At 68.0% G+C, this 21612-nt stretch carries 26 protein-coding genes; 16 read left to right on the forward strand and 10 right to left on the reverse strand.

What is annotated here, in order from left to right:
* Positions 1 to 490: 490 nt before the first annotated feature.
* The gene (locus ACWCQM_RS18145) at positions 491 to 1174 is read right to left on the reverse strand and encodes a hypothetical protein (protein WP_450916230.1); all 684 of its coding nucleotides are present in this window, start codon (positions 1172 to 1174) and stop codon (positions 491 to 493) included.
* 382 nt (positions 1175 to 1556) lie between these two features.
* Here ACWCQM_RS18145 and ACWCQM_RS18150 point away from each other — a divergent pair, with 382 nt between their 5' ends.
* Complete coding sequence (locus ACWCQM_RS18150; protein ID WP_450916231.1) at positions 1557 to 1964, forward strand: hypothetical protein; 408 nt, start codon at positions 1557 to 1559, stop codon at positions 1962 to 1964.
* Positions 1965 to 2056: 92 nt separating this feature from the next.
* Here the strand turns inward: ACWCQM_RS18150 and ACWCQM_RS18155 are convergent, their stop codons facing one another.
* Both ACWCQM_RS18155 and ACWCQM_RS18160 read right to left on the reverse strand, forming a co-directional pair.
* Positions 2057 to 2209, reverse strand: a complete 153-nt coding sequence (locus ACWCQM_RS18155; RefSeq protein ID WP_450916232.1) for a hypothetical protein — start codon at positions 2207 to 2209, stop codon at positions 2057 to 2059.
* Between the two features lie 14 nt (positions 2210 to 2223).
* Positions 2224 to 2436 (reverse strand): hypothetical protein, encoded by a 213-nt coding sequence (locus tag ACWCQM_RS18160; protein ID WP_450916233.1) that lies wholly within the window; start codon positions 2434 to 2436, stop codon positions 2224 to 2226.
* Between the two features lie 105 nt (positions 2437 to 2541).
* On the opposite strand from ACWCQM_RS18160, the gene ACWCQM_RS18165 reads away from it, so the two are divergent.
* From ACWCQM_RS18165 to ACWCQM_RS18175, 3 genes are all read left to right on the forward strand, one after another.
* Positions 2542 to 3006, forward strand: coding sequence for a DUF3592 domain-containing protein (locus ACWCQM_RS18165; RefSeq protein WP_450916234.1), 465 nt, complete (start codon positions 2542 to 2544; stop codon positions 3004 to 3006).
* Positions 3007 to 3172: 166 nt separating this feature from the next.
* Complete coding sequence (locus ACWCQM_RS18170) at positions 3173 to 3631, forward strand: hypothetical protein (RefSeq protein ID WP_450916235.1); 459 nt, start codon at positions 3173 to 3175, stop codon at positions 3629 to 3631.
* Between the two features lie 212 nt (positions 3632 to 3843).
* Positions 3844 to 4572: a hypothetical protein gene (locus ACWCQM_RS18175; RefSeq protein ID WP_450916236.1), complete on the forward strand. Its 729-nt coding sequence runs from the start codon at positions 3844 to 3846 to the stop codon at positions 4570 to 4572.
* Between the two features lie 137 nt (positions 4573 to 4709).
* Here ACWCQM_RS18175 and ACWCQM_RS18180 read toward each other — a convergent pair whose 3' ends face one another.
* Positions 4710 to 5312, reverse strand: coding sequence for a hypothetical protein (locus ACWCQM_RS18180; protein ID WP_450916237.1), 603 nt, complete (start codon positions 5310 to 5312; stop codon positions 4710 to 4712).
* 267 nt (positions 5313 to 5579) lie between these two features.
* Between ACWCQM_RS18180 and ACWCQM_RS18185 the strand changes: the two genes are divergently transcribed.
* The 3 genes from ACWCQM_RS18185 (at position 5580) to ACWCQM_RS18195 (ending at position 7231) form a co-directional block, all read left to right on the forward strand.
* Positions 5580 to 6101, forward strand: a complete 522-nt coding sequence (locus tag ACWCQM_RS18185) for a hypothetical protein (RefSeq protein ID WP_351867229.1) — start codon at positions 5580 to 5582, stop codon at positions 6099 to 6101.
* A gap of 127 nt (positions 6102 to 6228) precedes the next feature.
* Positions 6229 to 7020, forward strand: coding sequence for a hypothetical protein (locus ACWCQM_RS18190; RefSeq protein WP_351867232.1), 792 nt, complete (start codon positions 6229 to 6231; stop codon positions 7018 to 7020).
* A gap of 28 nt (positions 7021 to 7048) precedes the next feature.
* Positions 7049 to 7231 (forward strand): hypothetical protein, encoded by a 183-nt coding sequence (locus ACWCQM_RS18195; RefSeq protein WP_351867234.1) that lies wholly within the window; start codon positions 7049 to 7051, stop codon positions 7229 to 7231.
* A 123-nt stretch (positions 7232 to 7354) separates the two neighbouring features.
* Here the strand turns inward: ACWCQM_RS18195 and ACWCQM_RS18200 are convergent, their stop codons facing one another.
* Positions 7355 to 8059, reverse strand: coding sequence for a RapZ C-terminal domain-containing protein (locus ACWCQM_RS18200; protein WP_450916238.1), 705 nt, complete (start codon positions 8057 to 8059; stop codon positions 7355 to 7357).
* A 483-nt stretch (positions 8060 to 8542) separates the two neighbouring features.
* Between ACWCQM_RS18200 and ACWCQM_RS18205 the strand changes: the two genes are divergently transcribed.
* Entirely contained in the window at positions 8543 to 8899 is a 357-nt protein-coding gene (locus tag ACWCQM_RS18205) for a hypothetical protein (RefSeq protein WP_351867239.1), read from the forward strand.
* 125 nt (positions 8900 to 9024) lie between these two features.
* Positions 9025 to 9225, forward strand: a complete 201-nt coding sequence (locus tag ACWCQM_RS18210) for a helix-turn-helix domain-containing protein (protein ID WP_351867241.1) — start codon at positions 9025 to 9027, stop codon at positions 9223 to 9225.
* 85 nt (positions 9226 to 9310) lie between these two features.
* On the opposite strand, the gene ACWCQM_RS18215 is transcribed toward ACWCQM_RS18210, so the two are convergent.
* The 3 genes from ACWCQM_RS18215 to ACWCQM_RS18225 form a co-directional block, all read right to left on the reverse strand.
* Entirely contained in the window at positions 9311 to 9592 is a 282-nt protein-coding gene (locus ACWCQM_RS18215; RefSeq protein WP_332758400.1) for an HU family DNA-binding protein, read from the reverse strand.
* Between the two features lie 256 nt (positions 9593 to 9848).
* Positions 9849 to 10340, reverse strand: coding sequence for a hypothetical protein (locus ACWCQM_RS18220; RefSeq protein WP_450916239.1), 492 nt, complete (start codon positions 10338 to 10340; stop codon positions 9849 to 9851).
* Between the two features lie 141 nt (positions 10341 to 10481).
* Positions 10482 to 11312 carry an SDR family oxidoreductase gene (locus ACWCQM_RS18225; RefSeq protein ID WP_351867249.1) on the reverse strand — a complete coding sequence of 277 codons (831 nt, stop codon included), beginning with the start codon at positions 11310 to 11312 and terminating at the stop codon, positions 10482 to 10484.
* A gap of 284 nt (positions 11313 to 11596) precedes the next feature.
* Here ACWCQM_RS18225 and lexA point away from each other — a divergent pair, with 284 nt between their 5' ends.
* Positions 11597 to 12328, forward strand: coding sequence for a transcriptional repressor LexA (gene lexA, locus ACWCQM_RS18230; RefSeq protein WP_450916240.1), 732 nt, complete (start codon positions 11597 to 11599; stop codon positions 12326 to 12328).
* Positions 12329 to 13146: 818 nt separating this feature from the next.
* Here lexA and ACWCQM_RS18235 read toward each other — a convergent pair.
* On the reverse strand, positions 13147 to 13503 hold the full coding sequence (locus tag ACWCQM_RS18235) for a WhiB family transcriptional regulator (protein WP_450916241.1): 357 nt from the start codon (positions 13501 to 13503) through the stop codon (positions 13147 to 13149).
* Positions 13504 to 13740: 237 nt separating this feature from the next.
* Between ACWCQM_RS18235 and ACWCQM_RS18240 the strand changes: the two genes are divergently transcribed.
* From ACWCQM_RS18240 to ACWCQM_RS18265, 6 genes are all read left to right on the forward strand, one after another.
* Positions 13741 to 14301 carry a hypothetical protein gene (locus tag ACWCQM_RS18240; protein ID WP_351867258.1) on the forward strand — a complete coding sequence of 187 codons (561 nt, stop codon included), beginning with the start codon at positions 13741 to 13743 and terminating at the stop codon, positions 14299 to 14301.
* A 296-nt stretch (positions 14302 to 14597) separates the two neighbouring features.
* Positions 14598 to 15155 (forward strand): PH domain-containing protein, encoded by a 558-nt coding sequence (locus tag ACWCQM_RS18245; protein ID WP_332758406.1) that lies wholly within the window; start codon positions 14598 to 14600, stop codon positions 15153 to 15155.
* A complete protein-coding gene (locus ACWCQM_RS18250; protein WP_450916242.1) occupies positions 15152 to 16396 on the forward strand; it encodes a PH domain-containing protein in 1245 nt (414 codons plus the stop codon). The genes ACWCQM_RS18245 and ACWCQM_RS18250 overlap by 4 nt, the downstream gene beginning before the upstream one ends.
* 167 nt (positions 16397 to 16563) lie before the next feature.
* Entirely contained in the window at positions 16564 to 16728 is a 165-nt protein-coding gene (locus ACWCQM_RS18255; RefSeq protein ID WP_351867265.1) for a hypothetical protein, read from the forward strand.
* Between the two features lie 269 nt (positions 16729 to 16997).
* Complete coding sequence (locus ACWCQM_RS18260; protein ID WP_450916243.1) at positions 16998 to 18779, forward strand: hypothetical protein; 1782 nt, start codon at positions 16998 to 17000, stop codon at positions 18777 to 18779.
* A 226-nt stretch (positions 18780 to 19005) separates the two neighbouring features.
* On the forward strand, positions 19006 to 19326 hold the full coding sequence (locus ACWCQM_RS18265) for a DUF6087 family protein (RefSeq protein ID WP_351867271.1): 321 nt from the start codon (positions 19006 to 19008) through the stop codon (positions 19324 to 19326).
* Between the two features lie 156 nt (positions 19327 to 19482).
* Here the strand turns inward: ACWCQM_RS18265 and ACWCQM_RS18270 are convergent, their stop codons facing one another.
* Positions 19483 to 21090, reverse strand: a complete 1608-nt coding sequence (locus tag ACWCQM_RS18270) for an SIR2 family protein (protein WP_351867274.1) — start codon at positions 21088 to 21090, stop codon at positions 19483 to 19485.
* Between the last annotated feature and the right edge of the window lie 522 nt (positions 21091 to 21612).

A 21612-nucleotide genomic window follows, 5' to 3' on the forward strand; every position in this document is an offset into this window, starting at 1 on the left:
TTCATCTGGAGTGGGGGGCTGGCCTTCCCGGTCGGTGTGGTCGGGCTGCAGACCTCGGCGACGGTTCGAGTCGGGCCAGGGCAGATTCAGAAACTTCGACGTCACGGTTCCTCCTTCGACACTGTGGGAGTCGGCCTACGCAGGCTGGACGGTGCGTTTGGGCTCACGGTGGGCACTGGGGCCCGCTCGGGAGCGAGGTGGACGAAACGGCACGGGAGGGACACGCGAAGGCGGCCGGACCTGGAGAGGTCCGGCCGCCTGCATCACGGCGTGTGCCGATGGGTCAGACCGGTCGGGAGAACCGGCAGGGACGACGGACCGAGGTCTTACGGATGGAGCGCATGCGACACCTCCTGTTGGCGGGCCCTCTGGATGAGGGTGGCGCCACAGTAGAAAGCGGAAGGCGGGCGTGCGGCTGCAATTCCCGCCCTGGAGATTCACGTCTCGCGGCGTTGTCTCCGGTACGGGGAATCGGACGTGTCCCGGTTGGTCAGGCGGCACGTGACTGACTGCTGCGCGCGGCGGCGCGGCGTAGGAGAACCGCGTGTTCCTGGACGATGAGGTCGTCGGTGAACTGGTCAGGGGTGCCGGTGACGGTGAGGGTAGCGACCAGAGCGTCGCCGCGAAGGACCGCGGTTGCCAGGCTGTGGGTGGAGCTCGTGCGACTGGCAGCGATTCTGCTGCTCGTCACAGTTCGCGCGAGGTCCTCGCACAAGCGCAGGGGCCGGCCGTCGGCGGTGCTGGTCATCTGCGGCGGCAGGAAGGCCAGGGCGATCCGGCCGGCGGCTGTCCGGGAAAGGTCTCCATCCTGCTGGGCCGCGTCGAGGCGCAGCGCCAGCCGGGGGCTGACCACGTCGACCAGGTCGAGGTGCAGGCCGGCCCCAGGACGCCAGCCTGGGACGTGCCACGCCGTCGCCAGGTTCGTGTCCCTGTGCAGGGCGCGTAGCGTCTCGGTGATCTCTGGAGTGCTGGTCCGTACTGGGGCAGGGCCGAGCAGGACTGCGGCGTCGCAGGTCAACCGGTAGGTGCCGTAGCGCTCGCCGGGTTCGGCAAAGCCTTCTTCGACAGCAGTCAGCAGCAGGCGGGAGGCATGGCCGGGGCGCAGCCCGGCAGAGTGTGCGACGTCGGCGACCTGGTGCTCAAGGTCGGCGCCCAGCTGTGCCAAGGCACGCAAGACTCGACCGAACGCCCTGGCGGACCGATTGGGTTGTGTGGTGGCCGCCGCTGCGGTCACAGGCTGTTGAGCTGCAAGAACAGGCATGGGGCACCAACTCGATTCGCACGGTGACGCGACTGGTTGAAGGTCGTGACCCGAGAGTGCCAACGAGACCGGACACTGGCTTCTACCGTCCTGAGCAGCTGCTCTGTGGGTGGTGTCGTACACGCCGGCCTGCGGGACCGACGGAGGCCTGGGAGCCGAGTAGATGCCGGAGCAACGCTCTCATCGGCGGCAAAGGACAGGCGCTGGGCAGAGAGATCTCGCACGGTGATGGTATGTGCGGCATCGCCCGTTCTACTCAGGCTTGCCCAGCCTTCCCCAGTGCACAGGAGCCCCGATGACCAACGTGGATCCCGGACCAATTCCCACTTCCGGAGGGACGGCAGCCGAAGCCACCCTGCCCTCCGCCGCCGCGCGGCACACGCTCCTGGAGGACTGGCACGCTGCGGGTATCGCCGCCGAGCGTGCTCACCAGGACTACCTCGCCCAGTGGGCGGCGGAGAAGGTCCCGGCCGTGTGCATGGTGGTCTTCCAGGCGGAGGACAGCAAGAACGGCCCCCAGTGGTCCGATCAGAAGGTGACCTTCCTGGGCAGCAGTTCCGGCGGAGAGGACGTCCCCCTCGCGTCCCACGACTCCAGGAACGACCCGGAGCTGGTGAAATCGCTGGACGCACTCACTGAGCTCACGCCGCCAGCCCATGAAGACGACGAGCTCCACATAGTCGTCACGAGGGCACGGGCTTGAAGCAGCGGTCGGGGCACGGCCAGGGCCGTGCCCCGGCCGCTGTGTGGGTCAGCTCTCCACCTCGGCGGGCCCGAGGCCCAGCAGGCCGACGCTCAGACGCTGAACTCGTGCGCGGGACTGCAGTTCACAGGGCGCGCGCCGCTCTTCTGAACGCAGACACGGATCTTGTGGCGGCCCTCGAACAGGGTGGGGGTCCGCCAGGAGCAGCTGCCGTTGTTGTAGGAGTCGGTGACGGTGGTGATCACCGAGCCGTCCATCCTCAGGATCTGGACGGCCGCCTTGTGGCGTCGGTCTTGATGTCGCAGGCCGTCACCCTGCCGTTGACGTGGTTGTAGTAGCCCGAGGCGCCGTTACCGCTGGAGTACCACCAGCCGGAACTTGCGGACGCGGGCGTGGCGGAGATCGCGGCGACCGCGAGCGCGCTTCCCAGAGCGACAGGGAGGGAGCGCTTGATGAAGTGGGGCACTGGCACGGCTTGCTCCTGTTCACAGCGGGACGACTGTCGCCAAGACTGTGCCGGTGAAAGCGGACACCATCGCCCGCTGTCCTGTCCGCTCGGTGCGCGATCATGAAGCCTATGTCTCCTTCCCAGGGCCTATTCCTCGCCGCACTGCTTTTCACGACCGCGGGGGCTGTTGTCGGCGTCGTTGCGTCCCTCAAGATTCGACGCACTCGGCGCCTCCTTCGGGAAGGCTCGGCAGCGCGGGGTGTGGTGACCCGCCATGAGCAGGCTCGTATCGCACCAGGCGCGGACTCCATGAGTACCAGCCGCAGCTCCGGGACCGCCGTGTACTACCCAGTCATCGCATGGAGCACGGGCGATGGCGAAGCGATGGAGAGCAGGGCGGACATAGCTCGCCCCAAGAAGAAGACCCTCCCCGTCGGTGCTCGCGTCGAGCTCCGCTACGACCCGAAGGATCCGTCACGCTGGATGCTCCCTGCTGAGGGCAACGGCTTTTGGTGGCTCTTCGTCGCCCAGGGTGTGCTATTCGTCCTGATCGGCTTGGGGTTCTTGCTCGGGGCCTGGTCAAACAGGCTCTGAACCGGAGGGCTGAAAAGAGGGCGGCCCTCCGGGATTTCGCAACATCTCCCCTTTGAGCCACTGGCCGGATTGACTGTCACGATCGCACTAGGCACTTGCCTGTCGCCTCCGACTCTGGCTGGCACGTTCCGCCGGGCAGCCACATCTGAAGGACCTCCACAACCGCATGTTCGATTACAGGGCCCACTTGTTCCCCGCCGATGAAGCTGACCTCGGCTCCCAACCGCACGAGTTGTCACCAGCCCGTGCCCTCGCCGAGCTTCGCGATGCCCTGGCCGGATGGATCGCCGAGACTGTCGAGCCGTTCACTGATCACGCGTTCAACCCTGACCGGGAGCACGGCGGGCACATCGCCATGAGCCTGTTCGAGGCAGTGAGACACCTGCGTACTACCAGCGATTCAGCGGCGTTGCGGACCGCCACGATTCTGGAGCACGCAGCCGTCAACACCCTCTACGCAGCGAACCTGGCTCGCCGCCACGGCTCGGACCAGGCGCCGTACGGGCCCACGGACCTGAGCACATATGTCCGGTCGTCGTACGCCGCTGCGGTTTCCGCCGTTCGTCAGGCTCACGCCGCCGCTGCCACAAACCACTGCTCCTGCGGTCACTGCCCGGCACGCTGAACCTCTCCACCATGTCGGCGCGGGCGTGGTTAACCGGTAGCGCTCCAGGCTGACGCCGTCAGGATTCGCAGTTCCTCGCACCGCACCCCCTTGACGCCGTGGGATGCGCAGACGTCGATCAGGAACCGGTAGCTCTTCTACGGGACCGACCGGTCGGCGGCTGCCCGGCCACCTCAGGACGGGCAGATTCACACTGCACCGACTGGAGAACCATGCGCGAGAGCCACCCCGTCGAACTTCTTCTCCCTCTGCTCGCCGGCGAACAGGTAGAGGCGTACGCACGTGCCATATGGCGGCAGGCGTGCACTGATGTGGCTGAGATCCTGGCCCGCGACGGCCTGCCCCTTTCGGCCGGCATCGTAGAGGCACATCGTGACCTGACCGAACTCGATCACCCTGCGCCCACACGGCCGGAACAGACCACCCACAAGCCCGGCTGCCGGGCTTTCGACTGCCGATGCGGCTACCCCTGGGCTCAGGACTGCTCAGACTGCCAGCGATGCATGTGCTGGCGGTCGGAGTGCTGTGCTGAAGTCGCCCTGCAAGCGGCACGGCGCGCGGAGCACACCAGGGCAGTCCGCGCCCTACTCCCCCTTCTCGACCCGCAGACGCTCACCGCAATCCGCGAGAGCGCTGCAGAAGCGGAAGAGAGCGCGTGGCGCCGGGTAGCCGCCCGTCGGGTACGCACCCTTGTGCCGGGCAGAGACCGCTACACGATCGCCATTTTCGAGGCTATGGAGACGAAGCTGGGAATGAGCCACGCCGGCTTCGTCGGCCAGGACGTGGAGCTCTACGCCGAGGGGCAGAGCGATCCGAACGAGGCCGTCGACCTGGACGACGGGGAACTGGCCCGGGCGCTGGGTGCACTCAGTGCACTTCTCCGTCCACTGGAAGGCCATCGTCTCGTCGTGGACCTGCATCTGGGCCAAGAGCAGTCGTAGCTCGATGCCTGATGTCGTGTCGAGATGCGGCCAATCTGAGCCGCTGGCCCTCGTCAGCTGTCTGAGTCCGTGGGACTCAGACAGCTACACGCCCAAGCCCCTGCGACAGCGGTCGTAGTTGTAGGCGAGGAAGGGTGTCAGGTGCCTTCCAGGCACCGGCTGGAGAGGTCGGTGAGCGTCCGCAGCTGGGAGGAGCCGTCGTCACCAAGAGGGTGCTGCTCCCACCAAACCCGGATCTGCGCAGTCTGCTCCAAGCCACGTTCGAGGGTGATGCCGGCCCGTTCGAGCCAGGCACTCCGCGCGTCTTCCAGCTCGACAAGGAGTTCGCGCCCAGGCCGCCGCCCTAGCTTGTTGTTCACCAGGGCGGCGGCTTCGTCCTCCGGCTGGGCCTCGGCGGCCGGGGAGGTCACCCGCAAGACGTCGCGCACTTCGGTGACGCGAAGCCCGGTCTCCTCCAAGGCTTCGACCGTTTCCCACAGTGCCTGAGCGATGTCTTCCTCGGTCTGCATGGAGACGAGTACGGCGCCGCCCGGTGCGCCGGGCCAGCGAGCAGCGCCGGTCAGCCACTCCCAGGTGGCCGTGCCGGATCGCTCGAGGTTGCCGGGGAGCGCTGCGATGTCCGGGGCACCGAGGAAGTGGACGTACGCCTCGTACGACCATCCGCCGTCCGGCATCTCATCAGCAGCTGGCAGGTCGAACAGCGAGCTTTGGCCCTCGCAGGTGTCCAGGTCATCTTGCATGCGATCACCCTAGGTCCGGCACGCCCGCGCCTTGGACCCGAGCGTGGTCAGGGTGCCGGCGGGGCCGGCCCCCTGACCACCGGGTCGGAGCTCAAGAGGCAGCCGGGTCAGGCGCCGCAGGCGTGATTCGCGACGGCACAACATCCTCGCGACTTCTCGTGTCTCGTGGTGGGCGGCAAGAGCGTCGGGCGGATGCGCCTGAGTACGCCGACCGCGCGTGCAGCTTCCTTGTCACCCAAGCCGCACCAGCTTTCACAAGGAGTACCCGTGAACCATCTCCCGTTGGCTGAGTCCGAGGTCAACGCGTTGGCGTTGAGCATGATCGATCTGCGCATGATGCACATCGTCAACGGCGTCCCCCAGCAGCCGGCACCCATCAAGGGCCGCGAGCATGAGTGCGTCGCCGCGGAGCTGGGGTTGCCGGTCGTTGCGCTCGACGACGCCCTGCGTGCCTACGTCGACGAGCACCGCCGCTTCCTCTCATGGCATCCCGCAGCGCCTCTGGGCATCAGCGCTCACAAGCTCGCGTCAACCGGGTGGGTTGTCAGTGCTCTGGAGACGAGGGCGGCCCTGGCCGTGCTCGACAGGAGCAGTAGCAAGTCCGTACGCACGGTCGTGGAGGGCCGTTTCGGCGCCGTTGGCGCGGACCTTGGGACATGGGACGACTGGACGAAGATGCTGCGGGGCAGCGCGGACTCCGGTTCCCCGCTCCTCTTCGGTCCGCCGACATACGACGGCCCCTGGGCCGAGGCCGAGCTCCTCCTCGACAGCGACTGGCGTTCGGCCTAGTTCTCGCCGTCGTTCCCTGCGCCCGGCCAGATAGAGCAGAGTGGGTTCGCGGACGGGGAGGGACTCCGCCCGTGAGGAGGGGGCCCAACCCATGAGGGACCGAGAGCAGGGAGAGTCTCGCGCCAGCATGCTGGTTGCCGTCGACGAGCGTGATCTCGCCTTCGTACCGGAAGCCCGCGGCAGCGGTCAGTCGTTCACCCTGTACTGGCGCAGCGTGCATGCCCGGGCGGAGGAAGCTCTGACGAAAGGCGAACAGCCGCTGCTGGCGCCCTTGGTCGACTTTGCCTACATCCGCGCATGTAACGACGTGGGGCTCGACCCTCGCTCGAAGGCTGGCTTCGACGCGTACGCGCACCGCTTGCACCCGGTGGATGAGCTGTGGCCGTTCGCTGGGGAGTCTCCAGAGGAGATGCTGCGGCAGATGCGCAGGGAGCAGTCGGCGTGGGCCATGATGATCCGCTGTCGGAAGGTGTTCGGTGCGGCACAGTCTCGCTTTGGTCCTCAAGCGGAGGCTTGGGCCAGGGGCTGTTCTGCCCGCGTCCTGCAAGCCCTCGTCGATGAGGTGCTCGGCGGTGCGCCATCGACCGCTGCGTATGGCCTGGTCACCCTGGTGGCCAAGGCCGCTGGTTTCGAACTCGGCGCATACTCGCTCGCGGTGGAGGCTGGTCCGAAGCCGGGGGTTCAGGACCGGGACCGGGAGCGTTTCACCGCGGCGTTGGGGGCCTCCCTCATCGCGGGCGCCAAGGGAGTTCTGACCCTGGAAATCGGGGATGCGCGGCGTGTGCAGGTCTGGGAGCTGGCTGATCAACGTCTTACACCCAGCGAGCACGGGCAGCTCCTTCTGGAGCCGGACGGCCACCACGCGTCCCAGCCGCAGCCGGCGTACGTGCCCGGTCCGCCGCTCCCCCAGCCTGTCTGACCGATTGCTGTTCGAAAGGATGAACCGCATGAACACCATTCCGGGGCACCCTCACGGAAGGCACTTCCAGCACTGCTTCGTCTACGAGGGGAGCTTCTGCTCCTGCGGAGGTCAGTACACCGGAGACGACGCTGGCCCGCGCCTGGACCTGCCTCCCACTCCCTTCAACCTGCTCGTCCCCCGCCGCCCGCCGCAGGACGAACTGCGGTGACCAACGCTGTCGTCTCCGCACGGGCCAGGGCTCGATCGCACCGGCACCCCGTGGGCCGTCCACGGTGAGATCCGACACCCACGTCGTCGGCGCCCGACACAGCCAGTGTTCCGCACTGGAGCCCTACTCACATCCGCTTCTGTCGCTCGTTGACCGCCGCAAGGCCCCCGCGTGAGGTCGAGCCAGCAGCAGCTCGGTCTCGTAGCCGACGGCGACGGCCTGCGCGGCGGTCCGGGCTCGAAGTACTCCCCGGAGCCTGGCGACGAGGAGGCCGACAGTCTGGGAGCGCACCCGGAGCGCGGTAGCGATCTCGGTGTACGAGTACCCTCGCGCCAGCAGGTGAAGGACCGCGGCCTCGTGCTCCGTCAGCTTAGGAACCCATCGGTTCAGGACGGGCCGATCGATGTGGCGGTGTTCGACCTCACACCCGATGCCCACGGCCTGCAGCTGGGTGGAGATCTCCTCGGCCAGTGCAACGGATCGGTGCCGGCCGCCGACACACAGGACATGAACATCGACGCGGTGCAGCTGTCCGCGGGGCGGAGCTGGGAGCCGGAGGAGAGCCAGTGCGCGTTGCACGCTGCGGTCGACGAGCTGTTCTGCTCCGTGCGTGGACATGACGTAGTGGCGTACCTCAGGGTCCAGGCCGGTGGAGTGGAGCATGCGCTCACGGACGGCAGGGTCGTCAGGCGGGTTGCGGAGCGGGCGGGCGTCTACGCGAAGGGCGTTGCCACTCGGAGCGTCGTGATGACCTTCTCCGTACGAGGTGATCACCGACTGAATGAACCCGGAGGGACGGGCGTGGCCGCGTAAGGCGTGCTGAGTCATGAGCTCAGTGTTCCGACGCTTCACGGGCCGGGGATGGAGTTGTCCTTGTTGCCTGTTGCCACTCTCGTCTACGGCTCTGCCCGGTCGGCCACGGAAGGGGCTGGCGACCGAAAAGGGCTGTCGCTTATTGGCCGGTTAGGCGTAGTCTGCGAGCAGAGGCCGAGACCATTTGCGCAACCCCCCGCGCTGGTGCTCGGCCTCTCGTGCTGTCGATATCGTGAGGCTGCGCCGGATTCGGGTGGACGTGCCAAGTTGCTCGTATCTTCCTCGGCGCCGTGAAGCCCGATGTTCCCGTTATACGAAGCCATCCAGGTCGGACCCGCCCCCGGCGCCGTGCCTCAGCCGCACCTTGGATTCGCGGTCGCTGGGAGTCTGGCCACCTCAAGCGTGACGATCGACTGCATGTCCACAACCCCCGATCAACAGACACCTACCCCAGCCCCGCAAGAGCGCCGGCCCGTCGTCCGGCCGACACGGTTCTCCGTGAACCTGCTTCCCGAGGACGTCCCCGACCGCGAGGCTTTCACCATCACCGTCGAGTACAACGGATCCGGACGCTATCGAGTCATTCGCAACGAACTGTGCTCCCTCGGATCCGACGGGAAGTGGTCCTGGGGGTACCAGTGGCCTGGAGGCGACCGAGAGCCGGTTACCGACGCCGAATGGGACGACTACCACGCAGGACGTGGCGCCTGGGTTGCCAGCCATCAGTTCGATCTTGAGACTGCGCTGCACCTGGCCGAGCAGGCTGCTCCACACGTTCGGGTCATGCGCACCACCGCCGCCCAGGCGCTCGCCGACTACCTCGCGGAAATGGAGCGCACCGGCCGCTCAGACTGAAGTGAACACGCGCCCGTGTCCCTTTCTCCACGCAGAATTCGCAGACCGTCGCTTCCCCTGGGCTCCAGGGCGATGCTCGTCGGGCAACGACGACGTAACACCGTGAACGAAGAGAGCCTCCGATCATGCCGAAGAAGATTCAGATCACTGGCGACGCGCGACGTAAGCTCGCCGCCGACTTCAAGAAGAAGTACGACGCTGGCGCCTCGGTCCGGGCTATCTCGGACGAGCAGGGGAAGTCGTACGGATTCGTCCATACTCTGCTCGGCGAAGCCGAGACGACCATGCGCGGCCGAGGTGGAGCTCTCCGGAAGAAGAACGCCTAGCGGGCCGAAAAGGAAGCCCGCCTGAATCCAGTCCGCAGGAAGCGGGGCCCCCACCATCTGGTGGGGGCCCCGCTTCGATGACCCGCTACTTGCCCTTGGCGGCTTCCTTCAGCTTGGAACCGGCCGAGACCTTCACGCTGTAGCCGGCCGGGATGTTGATCGGGTCGCCGGTCTGCGGGTTACGGGCGGTGCGAGCGGCACGGTGAGTGCGCTCGAAGGCGAGGAATCCGGGGATGGTGACCTTCTCGTCGCCCTTGGAGACGATGTCGCCGACGACATCGGCGAAGGCGGCCAGAACGGCGTCAGCGTCCTTACGGGTCACCTCGGCCCGGTCTGCGAGCGCTGCCACCAGCTCACTGCGGTTCATGCGGTTACTCCAAAGTCTCTGAGCGTCCCCAGTCGGCAGGTGCTTCGGCCGGGGTGTCGCCATCCTCGCATCCGGCACTGACAACGGAACGTAGTCGACGTGCCGAGCCGAACCGGCCGCCCAGCTGAGAACCGCGAGACGAAGACCAAGACGCCGACAGGCAGGGTAACCGTGGTCGCCACAAGGGCGGTTTCTCGGTGAAGGTGGATCTGCCCTCACGTCATGGCTCGCGGATAGCTGTCCGTCGACGAGGACATCAGGTGCGCTCAGGCGGGTTCCGCCGGAACTCCGCTGCATGCAGGCAGTGCGCCCAGTGTGCGAGCCCTTCCTCGATACGCGCGAGCGCCGAGTAAGGGGTGTGCTGGAGTACCTGGGTGGCTTGGTTCAGCTCACCAGCGGCGATGGCCTCGGCAGCCTTCTGCCAAGAGGTCTGAAACTGTTGCTGCGTTGCTCTGTCGAAGTGGTCCTCGGGTAGCCCGGCCGTCAGGTCCTCCGGCAGTTTCAGCAGCGCTCGGGACAAGAGCGCGTCCATGGCGCGCTCGCTCTCACTGAGGGACTCGGCCGTGCCGGTCATCTCCGGAACCTCCTCGACGGGTATGGAGATGCCGTCGGCGATGGCCTGGTCCATGTCGTCGAACACGTCGGCGATGTCGGGGAGGTCTTTGGCGAGGTAGCGGATGCGGCCCAGAGCGCGGGCCATGGCCGGCAGCAGGATCTCTGCACGCTCGTGCTCGGGAGGGGAAGGCACACGGGCTCCGTCAGGTCGGATCGGCGTTTCGGGCGGGAAGTAGGGAGCACCATATGCAGACCGAGCGGCTGGTGGTTCTGGGGGCGGAGTCGCATCGGCCGCCGAGCGCTGTTTCGCGCCACGGCGACACACGGTCGGCGCTCAGACGCTGGTGGCAAGGAAGTCGTGGGCGCCGCGGAGGGTGGTGCGGAGTTTGCGTTGGGTGCTGCGGCTGTCGAGGCGGACATCGAGTGCCCCGGGAAGCGCTGTGTCCGCCCGCAGGCCCTGGGCCAGTCGGGAGGGGTCTAGCCGGTCGCGGCGGGCGATGAGCACGCCGAGCTCATGGCGGCTAACGGCATGGGCGCCCGCAAGGTGGTGTACGCCGTGCGCGCCGGTGGCGGCGAGTTCCAGCAGGGCGGCAGCGAGATCGGTGACGTGCACGGGGCAGCGGATGTCGTCGGTGAACAGCGCTCCATCTCGGCGGCCGGCTGCGAGGTCGTGGACGATGCGCACATGTGCGGATTCGGTGCCGCCGATGATGAGTGAGGTGCGAGCGATGACGGCAGCCGGGTACAGGAGGCGTACGCCTGTCTCCGCCGCAGCCTTTGCGGCGCCGTACGGGGTCAGCGGGTCAGGATCACAGGCTTCGTCATAATGAACGCGGCCCAGGCCGGAGAACACCGCGTCGCTGGAAACGTGGACCAGGCGGCTGTCGTGCTGGGCCGCAGCCATGGCCAAGCGGATGGGGCCCTCAGCTGTGACTGTCCAGTCAGCGTCACTGCTGGTGGCGTTGATCACGACGCTGGGCCTCGCCTCCGCCATCACAGCTTCGAGGCGGTCAGGGTTCCGAAGATCCAGCTCGTACCACGTTGCAGCCGGGGCGCTGCCGGGCCTGGACGCGAAGGTCGCGGCAGTCGTGTGCCCTGCTGTTGTCGATTGGCGGACAAGCTCAGCCCCGAGGAATCCACTGCCGCCGACGATCAGAACAGTCATGGCGCGACCGTAGAGGATCCATCGCCGCCCCGACCCGGAATCGTGTAGAGCCGTCAGGCTCCGTCTCTCCCCCGGGGTGTGCAGGCTTTCTGCCGCGGTGAGGAGCCCGCTGCAGATCGATGCCGGACTGCCTCAACCGTGGCACGTCTCGGAGGGGTGTTCGCCAAGAGGCGCCTACGCGGTTCGGGGCGGGGCCGTAGCCAGAGCTCGCATCGAAATAATGTTCCCTTTCTGGATACATGCGGTTACGTTCGGTTCCACGCAAGATCGTGAGGGGGGTTTCCATGCACGCCGATACTGCTCTTCCCGGCCGACCGCCGGGCATCCGAGAGGACGCTGACGGCCTGACGTCGCGCCAGCGCGCCGTCCTGACCTGCATCCTGAACTCCGTCCGAGAGCGCGGATACCCGCCCTCGATGCGTGAGATCGGGCAAGCGGTGAAGCTCTCCAGCACCAGCTCGGTCGCTCACCAGCTCCAGGCACTCGAGCGCAAGAGCTTCCTGCGCCGTGACCCTCAGCGCCCCCGGGCGTATGCCCTCACCCCCCACGCCCAGGACCTGGTCGACGCCCACCAGCTGCCTACCCCCTTTGAGCAGGACGTGGCCGTGCGGGCCGCCAAGGCAGCGCGAGCGGCCGCCGTGGCGCATGTCCCGCTCGTAGGACGCATCGCCGCCGGACCGCCGATCCTGGCCGAACAGGATGTCCAAGACGTGCTCCCAATGCCTCGCGCGGTAGTTGGTCACGGTGACCTGTTTGCGCTCCTGGTCGCCGGCCAGAGCATGATCGATGCTGGCATCCGTGATGGCGATGTGGTGACCGTGCGCCGTCAGAGCAACGCCGAGCCCGGCGATATCGTGGCCGCTCTCCTGAGCGACGGTGAGGCGACCGTGAAGAAGCTCCGTATCGCGGACGACGGCGCCTGGTTGATGCCGTGCAACCTGGCCTACCAACCGATCAAGCTGGGAGAAGACGGGGTGATCCTGGGCAAGGTCGTTGCCGTCATGCGATCCCTGTGACCCCCTACTGTCCGACTGGGGCACGAGCTGCCGGACCTACCGCTCCTCTTCCTCAACGGCCCGGCGCGCAGTCAGTCGCCCAAGGCGATCAGACGGGCGGCGCAACACGCCTACCCCTCCGGCAGTTCGCCATCCTGCAGAGGCAGCAAGGCCCCCCGGCCCTGCATTGCCCCCGTGCGGCTGGCGCCGCCTGACGCGGCTCCCAGAGGCTGCTACGCTCGGCGCGCCCCAGAGTCTCGTGGGGCGGGCCGTGCGCAGGCCCGCGTTGTCGGCCCGGCTGACGCGCTACGGAAAGGTGCTCTGCACCAGCGCATTCAGACCTTCTGAATGCCCACGGAGCTGCCATGCCTGCTGATCACGCCCGTAAGAGCCTTGTACGCCGCCGCGGAGAGGACACCGGCGAGTCGTACACCGATGCCGCCAAGGCCGTGCGACGCGAGCGCAGTGCGTACTACCGCGCCGTCTGGGACCCGTGGATCGCTCCCCGCTGCGAAGTGACTGACCCGATCCCAGGGCATGACCCGTGGCTGTCCGGTCCGTGTCCGGAGGGCTGCCCGACGCGGGAGAACCCGGTCTACCGCGCCTACCTGGAGACCCTCCCTCCAAGGGAGCGTCTGCCGCGCCCGGCGCCCGGGCGGGACCCGTACATGTGCCCTGGCGCTGCCTCATGCACCGACGACGGCTGCAGCTGCAACTACGTTCATCTGGCGGTTTGCCAGGACTGCGACGCCGTCTACAGCCCCGGGCTTGAATCCCCGTGTCCGAACTGCGGCCGGCGGCCGGAGTAGCAAGCATCGCCAGCGGGTCTCCTCCACTGGTCAAGCAACGGACGAGCCGGCGCTCTTCGTCGAGGACTCCTGCCGAACGCTCCAAGCGCTCTCGGTGACGGCGCGTCGGTCGTGCTCCGTACGGGCTGCGGTGAGCAGGCCCCGCCACGACGTGACGGTCGGACGCCTGCGCAAGAGAGCGCGGCGCTCACGTTCGGTCATTCCACCCCAAACACCATGCTCTTCCCTGTGATCGAGGGCGTATGCGAGGCATTCGGTCCGCACCGGGCAGCCAGTGCAAATAGCTTTTGCTCTGCTCTGAGCCGAGCCTTGAACGAAAAGCTCTTCCGGGTCTCCCGTCCGGCATGATCCTCGTGCACGCCAGGCTTCCTGGCCCCCCTTGCTCACCGACCCCGCCCTCTCACCTCGTCATCCGCTCCCCCGCCAAACTCAGCAGGCAAGTGCCGCGACGCTACGCCAACCGTTTCTGCGACGAAATAGCGGCCGCGTACAGTGACCCGATCGAGTGAACAGCTGGCCAAATACCTACGACCTGAGGCTGGAACTCCGCAGCTCAGGAGTCCCTGGGCCCGGGCCGCGCCAACTGACGTAGAGATCTTTCGCAGGACCGAAGGGAAGAGCACGATGCCGCAGGCACAAGATCGCAAGACCGCCAGCAGTCTTGCGTGCGGGGCTGCGGTATGCGCCTTCCTGACGCTCGTCACCGGCACACTCTTCCTGGCTGTCACAGCCAGTGGCCTGCTGGTCGGAGCGCTTCTGGCGCATCGCGGAACCCTTGAGCCTCGCCCGTACTGGTACTGGCCTGCGTGGCTGACCGGCGCGACAGTGGCTGCTCTCCTCGCCACAGCCGCCGACGAGGCGGCCCGCCTTCTGCTCCTGCCTCTGGCCGCTGCCGAAGCCATCATCGGCCTCGTTCTCCTCGCTCTGTGGAGCCACCGTCGGCACGGCCGCGGCGACTGGATCGTCTGGCTGCCCGAGACTGGCGTGACCCTGCGCCGCGAGTGGAGCCGCCGGGCGGCGATCCACTGGGCGCAGACCGAGTGGCCCGGCCCGCCCTGTGCGATCAGCCCTGCCGAGTCGTTCCCCGAGGCGGCAGCCGCCACTCCTCTCTATCCGTACCGCGACCGGCCAGGGATCACGGGTGTGCGGTCACCCGAGCTCGGCTGGACACGACCCATCGGTTGAGAGGAGCTTGGGACGCGCGGGCACCTGGTGGGTTCCGACTGCCGTTCGTAACCCGGGAGACGAGCGCGTCCCAAGCCGCGGTCCGGCCCTTCCCTGACCTGTCCTGAACGAGCGATGCCGCACGGCTGTACGACTGCTTCGTTACGGCCTCTCACCACGGAGCCCACGGCGCCGGCGGCCGCACGCAGCGGCGATGTAACCCTTCATCAAGATTCGCGGCGCCTCGCTGAGTGAGCCGTGCACGACGACGCTCCGCTGTGCACACCGTCTCGCTCAAGGGAAGCAGGACCTCCGGCATGGCCCGCTACATCAGACCCGAACCACCCTTCACGCTCGACCGCGTAGAGATGACCCAGCACCCAGCGCGCACCGTTCGCGTCCACCGGATTGCGGCCGCGTTGCAGATCCTGGGCATGAGCGCCCTGATCGGAGCGACGGCCGCGACCGGCACCACCCTCATCCACACGCTCTTGAGCAAGGCACGGACCTGGCACGAGATGGTCAGCTGGTGGCATCCGGCGCTGGTGTTCCTCGTCCTGGTTCCCGTCGGTCTGTACGTCTGGCGCTGGGACCGCATCAAGGCCGGTTGGCTCTTTCGCGGCTACCACCTGGGCGATGAGGAGCTGTACATACGCGCCGGTCTTCTCCATCGGCGGTTCACGGTCCTGGCCTACGCCCGGATACAGGAGGTCAACGTCGTATCCGGCCCCATCCAGCGCCGCTACGACCTGGCCACCGTGACCATCAGCAGCGCGGCTGGGCGTAACGCCATCGCCGACGTCGACCCGCAGACGGCGTACGAGCTGCGCGACCGGCTGACCGACCTCGCCCGGAAGCGGAGGCTGCCGGTATGACGCTGTCTCCCTTGCAGGGCCGCCTTCATCCGGCCACCCCGCTGCGGCGCAGTTGGGCCGTGCTTGCCGCGCTTGCAGGTCTGGCGTACCAGCAGCACAACCTCTTCAGCGTCGGGACTTCAGGCGCGAGGAACAAGATCGACGTGCCTCTTTGGGTCGCCTGTACAGCCGTGACGGTGGTTGTCGCGGTCGTCCTGAGCCTGTTCATTACGTCGTGGAGGTTGAGCCACTACAGCCTGGATGGTGACGAACTCGAGTACCGCAGTGGCCTGCTCTTCAAGGTCCGACGTCACTGCGAGCTTCACCACGTCCAGAGCGTCGACATCGGCCAGCCCTTCTTCGGCAGGCTCCTTGGGGTCTGCACCCTCCGAGTCGTGATGTCGGGCACGACGATGACCCTCTCCTACCTCACCCTCAATCAGGCGAGAGCGCTCAAGGCCCGCATCCTCGCCGAAGACACCGCCGACGAGCGGCTTCACCAGGTCAAGACTACGGACCTCGTCGTGGCTCTCCTCCTTGATCTCGGAACGAACCTCAAGTCGCTCCTCCTCATCGGAATCGGCGTAGGCCCGTACGTTCTCTCCGGCCAGCTGTTCACCCTCTCGACGCTGGTCGCCTTTGTGCCCAAGGTTTGGAAGCTGACGGGACGGCGACTTTTCACCTACAGCCGGTGGTCGGTCACCCGCATCGCCGAGGGCAGCTACCGCACCGACCATGGCCTGTTCGACACCCAGCAGTACACCTACCGAGCCTCCCGCGTCGCATCCATCGAAATTCATCAGCCCGTTCTGTGGCGACGGTTCAACTGGGTCGAGGTGCGGGTGGCCGTGGCCGGAGCGGGAAAACCCGGCGTGCTGCTGCCTGTGTGCCCGCGCACCGTCGCCGAGAAGTTGGTGCTCCATCTCCTTGGGGCGGACGCCGTGGCCCATCTCCACGCTCCCATTCCGGCGCCTGGGAAGGCCCGCAGGGCGACGCTCTTCCACAGGGCGCTCGGCTACCGCCTCGGCAATGGGTACTTCGCCACTTGGCGCGGCTTCTTCTTCCGTAACAGCATCACGATCTGCCCCGCTGCCCGAATCCAGACGGTCGGCGTTCGACAGGGGCCCTGGCAGCGCAGGCTCGGCCTCGCCAACGTGCACGCGCACATGGCAGGAGGGAATCGCGTGTCAGCAGTCCACCGCACATCTACCGAGTCAACCGATCTTGCGCAGCGCCTGCACCAGGCGTCCACGCTTCATTGACCTCGGCCCCACGTCAATCGCGTGGTTCCGTACCCCGGGCCAGCCCGATTTTGAGCCTGTAGACGACTGTCGTGAGGAAGGCGGGAAGGCGCGTACGCGCCTTCCCGCCTTCCGGCAGAGGCCACCATAAGGATGTAACGCTCGTCTGCCTCAGGAGAACCGCGTCCGTGATCCGTGCTCACCATCGACTCAAGGGCGGGGCCGCCCAGCTCGGCGCTGCTGGCCCTGGCCTGTCCGGCCCATTCGGCATCTGGCCCGCCGACGACCACCAGGACGACGAGGACCATGAGGACGAGCTCACCGTCGACCGCACGAAGGAGACGCGCACCTGATGACCAGCGAGGACCGCGTCGCCAGCGGCGAGCACGTCAGCGGCCCGGCGGCCGAGGAGTACCGACGCGTCTTGCGCGGACGGCGCCGGGACGGCTTCAACTGCTCCTGACCCCCTCATCTGGAGCCCAGGTGCGGACGTCCACTCGGTACGTTCCGGCCCGCCGGTTGCCCTGCCGGCCTACTGGTGGGTCCGCTGTCGGTGGAACTCCCTCGCGTCTGTATCCAGCGATCTATCGTTTGCTGCAGAGAGTTCAATGGGGGCGACGTGGTGCGGGACACGAGACTGGTGCAGACCGCGGTCATCGGTGATGAACACTCCGATGTCCCGATCATCCTGCCGACCGAGGCGATCGAGCTCGACGTCTTCCGGCACGCCCACCAGCAAGACACGTTCTGGTGCGGGCTGCTCCTGGGCGGCTGCGGGGGCCAGCTCGCCACCAAGCTCTACGTGGATCGCCAGTGTCACTTCCAGCACAATCCGCTGCCGAACGGCGCCCCGAACACCTGCCGTCGACCGTCCGTCGGCGAGTCCAGCGCGGATCACCTGTACGTGAAGTCGGCGATGTCGCGCTCGCTGCTCGAGTTCGGCCGAGCCGCCCAATTCGCCTTTCCGCCGCCGATCGGCTCCCTCGTCGACGTCGACCTGGAGGACGGCGTTCCCCTGCGCATCCACATGGACGCCGCCGTGGAGCCGGACTGGGAGCGTCAGGGCGCCGTGATCCTCGGCCCCGGCGTGGTGCCGGCTCCGGACGTGCTCGCAGGCTGCCCCTACGTCTACCGCGTCAGGTGCGACAGCGACGGCGCGAGTCGCCGCGTGTGGGTCGGAACCCAGAGCCTAGCCCGCCCCACCGAGTGGGTCCCGTTCAGCGAGTGCACGTGGACGGACGAGGGCCTGCTCACCCCTGCCGCCTCCCGCATCCTGCGCGACCGTGCCGCCGCCGGAAGCCGGTCAGCCGTACCGGGGCCGTCTGCCGGCCGAGGAGCTCTGCCGGAGAGTGTGGTCACGTTCGTCCGCGGCCTGGAGGCGGCGCAGCGGACGGGGACGGTGGACCACGTGCGCCGGCTCTGCAACGGCAGCAGCGCCTTCCTGGACGGCCTGTCCTCCACGGCGCGGGCCGAGGCTGAGAGGGCCTTGGCGGAGGCCAAAGCATGGCTGGCCACCCACGAGGAGTACCAGCGCCGCATCTTCAAGGAACTGGAGGGCTCGGTCCGCGAACGGCGGGCGTGGGATGTCCGCGCGGGGATTCAGCAGGCCGCGTCCCTGACCCGGCGGGGTGCCAGCGCCGAGGAGCACCGCATCCTGGCCGCGGCCCGCGCCTATCTGCGCGAGCACGACTACGCCGATCAGTCCCCAGCCAAGGCGGCCTTGCGCAGGCCGTTGCACCACCGGCCGGCCCCCGCCGCGAAGAGCCCGGCGCCGGCCAAGAGCAAGAAGCCGAACCGGGCGAAGGAGTCGGCAGCACGAGCGCGTGCCCTGCTGGAGCGGCTCGACCGTGAGAGCGACCTCCTGGCCGACGATGAGCTGGCGCAGCTGGTGGAGGAGTTGACGAGGGCCGCGAACATCGCAGGCCCCAACCTCAGGGACCCCGAACGCAAGCGGGTCGCCAGCTGGGGTCGCAAGGCGCGACAGCGACACCCGGCGCGCACCCCGGCCACTGAGCCCCGTGCCCGCACGAAGCCCACGGCGGCCGGGAAGCCGGAGAGCCCCGCGCGGGTGAAGCTCGACGCGCTGGCCGCCGCGGTCAAGACCATCCTGCAGAAGGCGGCAGCAACCGGCACGACGCTCACCTGGGCGCAGATTCGCGCCCAGCTCCCGCCGGGTCTGCCCGCCCTCGAGCGGAACCAGCAAACCAGCGTGCTCATCGAGGTGGACCGGAGCCGCGCGGGGACCGCGCCGTTGCTGTCCGCTCTGGTCACCGGGGCCGATCACGACATGCATCCGGCCTACCCCCGGATCGCGGCCGCGGCCGGCCGGCCGCGGCCGCGGGGAGACCTTGAAGCGGTGGCGCAGTGGGCCGTGGAGGTCTCCCGGTTCCAACGGGCGAAGTAGGAGCATCAGCGGCGCCCGCCGCGCCGTCCCCGTGCGGCGGGCGGTTCGCCGGCCTGCGGGAGCCGGCCGGGCGCGGTGCCGGTTCAGGCGCGATGCTCAGTTCGGTGCGGGCGCGGTGGAGGGAGTCGTAGATGGCTGGCTCCCGGCGCCGCTGTCCCGAGAGACGCCGGGCGGGCTTGACGTGCGAGGGTGGCCGGGCCGAGCGCGCTTGCGCCACGATGCTCCGATGAACGAGGAACCGCTGGAGGAGTGGGCACGGCGGCGCGAGGAGCGCCGGGCCGCCTCGAAAGGCCGACTGCGGGCGGTGCCACTCACCGAGGACCGGCATCGAGCGGCGCACGTAGAGCCGGACGCTCCTCGGGTCATTCAGGAGTGGAACGGCACCGAGTGGGAGACGATCGGCGTCGTCGAGAACCTGGACGCCGCGAAGGCGCTGCTGTATCCGCCGCAGCCGGTGAAGGAGGAGCCGACCGAGTGGGATCGCCCCGCGCTCGGCCCGGGGAAAGGGCGGCATCGCCGTACGGCCCCGAAAGAGGAAGGCCGCTGAGAGCCTGAGACGGAGCGGCGCCGGCCGGAAAATCAACGCCCATGGGCGTGCGGGGTCTCCCTGCGGTGCGGTGCGGGGCGGTGGGGCTGTACTCACCCTCCTCGCCCAGCGACCTCCGCAGCGGGATCGGCGCCGAGTCGGTTGTCCCGCCCCGACTCAATCAGGCGTAGGTACATTGGGTTCCTGGGAGGGCGGGCCGTAGGTCAGCAGGTCGTAGAGGCACACGCACTTGTGGAACGCGGTCGCGTGCGAGGTGCCTTGACCGCATTCGTCCATGCGCTCGACCAGGACGTCCCGCAGCTCCGCGGGTGGGTACTGGCCCGGATCCAGCAGCGGGCAGCAGTTGATCAGTTCCACGAGGCCGTGCGCTTCCAGCTCACGAGGCGTTCGCGGCAGTGGGGACAGCCGCTTGAACCGCCGGGCGTAGTAGGGGCTGGGACCGAGCACGCCGATGCCCCGGGTGACGGCGGCGGCGACGCGGTCGTCCAAGCCGCTGGTGTCGACGGTGCTGCCGCCGGTCAGGCGTCCAGCCTGGCGCAGGTACTTCCACACTGGCACGTACGGGGTCGTACGCAGCAGTTGCGGCAGCGTGGAGGCCAGCACGGAGGAGGCGTCCAGGGGCTTGGTCGCAGTGCCCAGCACGTCGTGAACCAGGTCGGTGCGGGTCAGGCTGCGGTATCCGAGGCCGGCGACGTCGCTGTCGTTGAACCGGCCGACGCCGAAGACCACCCGCAGGCCGGCCGCGTCCGCGCTGTCGATGTCGGCGACCGCGAGAGCGGACGGCTCGCTGGGCGGGTTCCTGACCAGTTGGTAGACGTGATCGGACAGCCGCCGTAGGAGAGCGGCGGGGAACGGCCGCTCCAGGCCGGCCAGGACCTCGAAGACGGTCCTGAAGTCGGCGGCCCGGATCAGGGTGATCGGCACCAGAGTCTGGTCGAAGACGAGCGTCGAGGGTCCCATGTGCGGTTCGGTGGCGGCTGGGTCCCATTCGACGACGATCAGCCGGTTGGCGAGATGGCCGATGTTGCTGCTGGTCAGGCATGCGGTGATCGCGGACAGGATGCTGTGGACGTTGCGGTCGGACAGGCTGTAGCCGAGAAAGATCACCGGATGCTCGACGAAGATCGTCAGCAGTTTGGCGGCCAGGTAGGCGTTGCGTTCCTCGAACCGCCGGTAGTCCTCGGCCGTCAGCACCAGGCTCTCGGGCTGGTCGGTGTTGCCGTGGATGTAGTAGGTCTCGGCGATGCCCTGCGCGTCGCTGAACAGCAGCTGGTCCTGCCCGACGTACGGACGGAAGTCGGCGAAGATCTGCGAGAGCAGGGTGTCGTAGTTGGTGGTGATGACCCCGTCTACGGTGGCCTGCCCCAGCAGCTGCACCTCCTCGGCCAGGCCACCGTCGGCCAGATGCGGGGAGGCGGCCAGGTCCGAGCGGAAGGCCAGGTCGTGCGCGATGGCGATCTTCAACGCGGACTGCGGGCCCGTCGGCACCGCGCCGCCCGCCCGCTGGTCGGCGTAGGCATCCGACCACCACAGCTCGTGGAAGTCGCGCGCCATCAGACTCGCCACTGCCGGGAGATCCGCCCCGGCGGTGGCCCGGTAGTAGTCGTACGGCCGGGGCAGGTCCGAGCAGAACTGCTCCAGCAGCTCCTCCCACCCCGGCAGCGCAAGGTAGCGCCGCGACATGCCGCTGCCGACGAACAGGAACGGCGCCGCAGTCAGGTCCTGAAGCCGGCGGGCCAGCGCGGCCCGCATCTGCGCCTCCACACGACCATAGTCACGCGCGCGCCCCACGCCCGCCTCCCGGCGGCGAGCCCCTTCGGGTGGGGAACTTCCAACGCAGGGTGGCGAGGCGCGGTTGCGCCGCGGCCGCGATACGGAGGCTGTCTTCTTCGGAGCTCATGGACGCGGGCGGGATTCGCCGGAGCTGTGTCGGCCCCGAACGGTTCGGGCTCAATAAGGCCGACGCCCCGGCCTCTCCGAAGGAGCCCCTCGACTATGACCGCCTCTCACACCACCGCGATCGCCGTTTCCCGCCCGGGATGCTTCAAGGCCGCCGGCCTGATCGCTCCGGTCTCAGCCTTCTCGCCTGCCCCGGTAGCGGTAGTTCCGGCCGGTGCTCGGTGTCCCCGCTGTGAACGTGATGCGCTGTACGGCCTGGAGTGCGCGCACTGCGGCCGTGTCATCATCACCGGCCTGATCGGAGGTCCGCGCCTGTGCCCAGCAGAGGAGCGCGCGCAGACTACCGGACGTCCGTACTGCCCGAAGTGCTACACAACCGACGCCCAG

The organism is Streptomyces sp. NPDC002125, assembly GCF_053593715.1.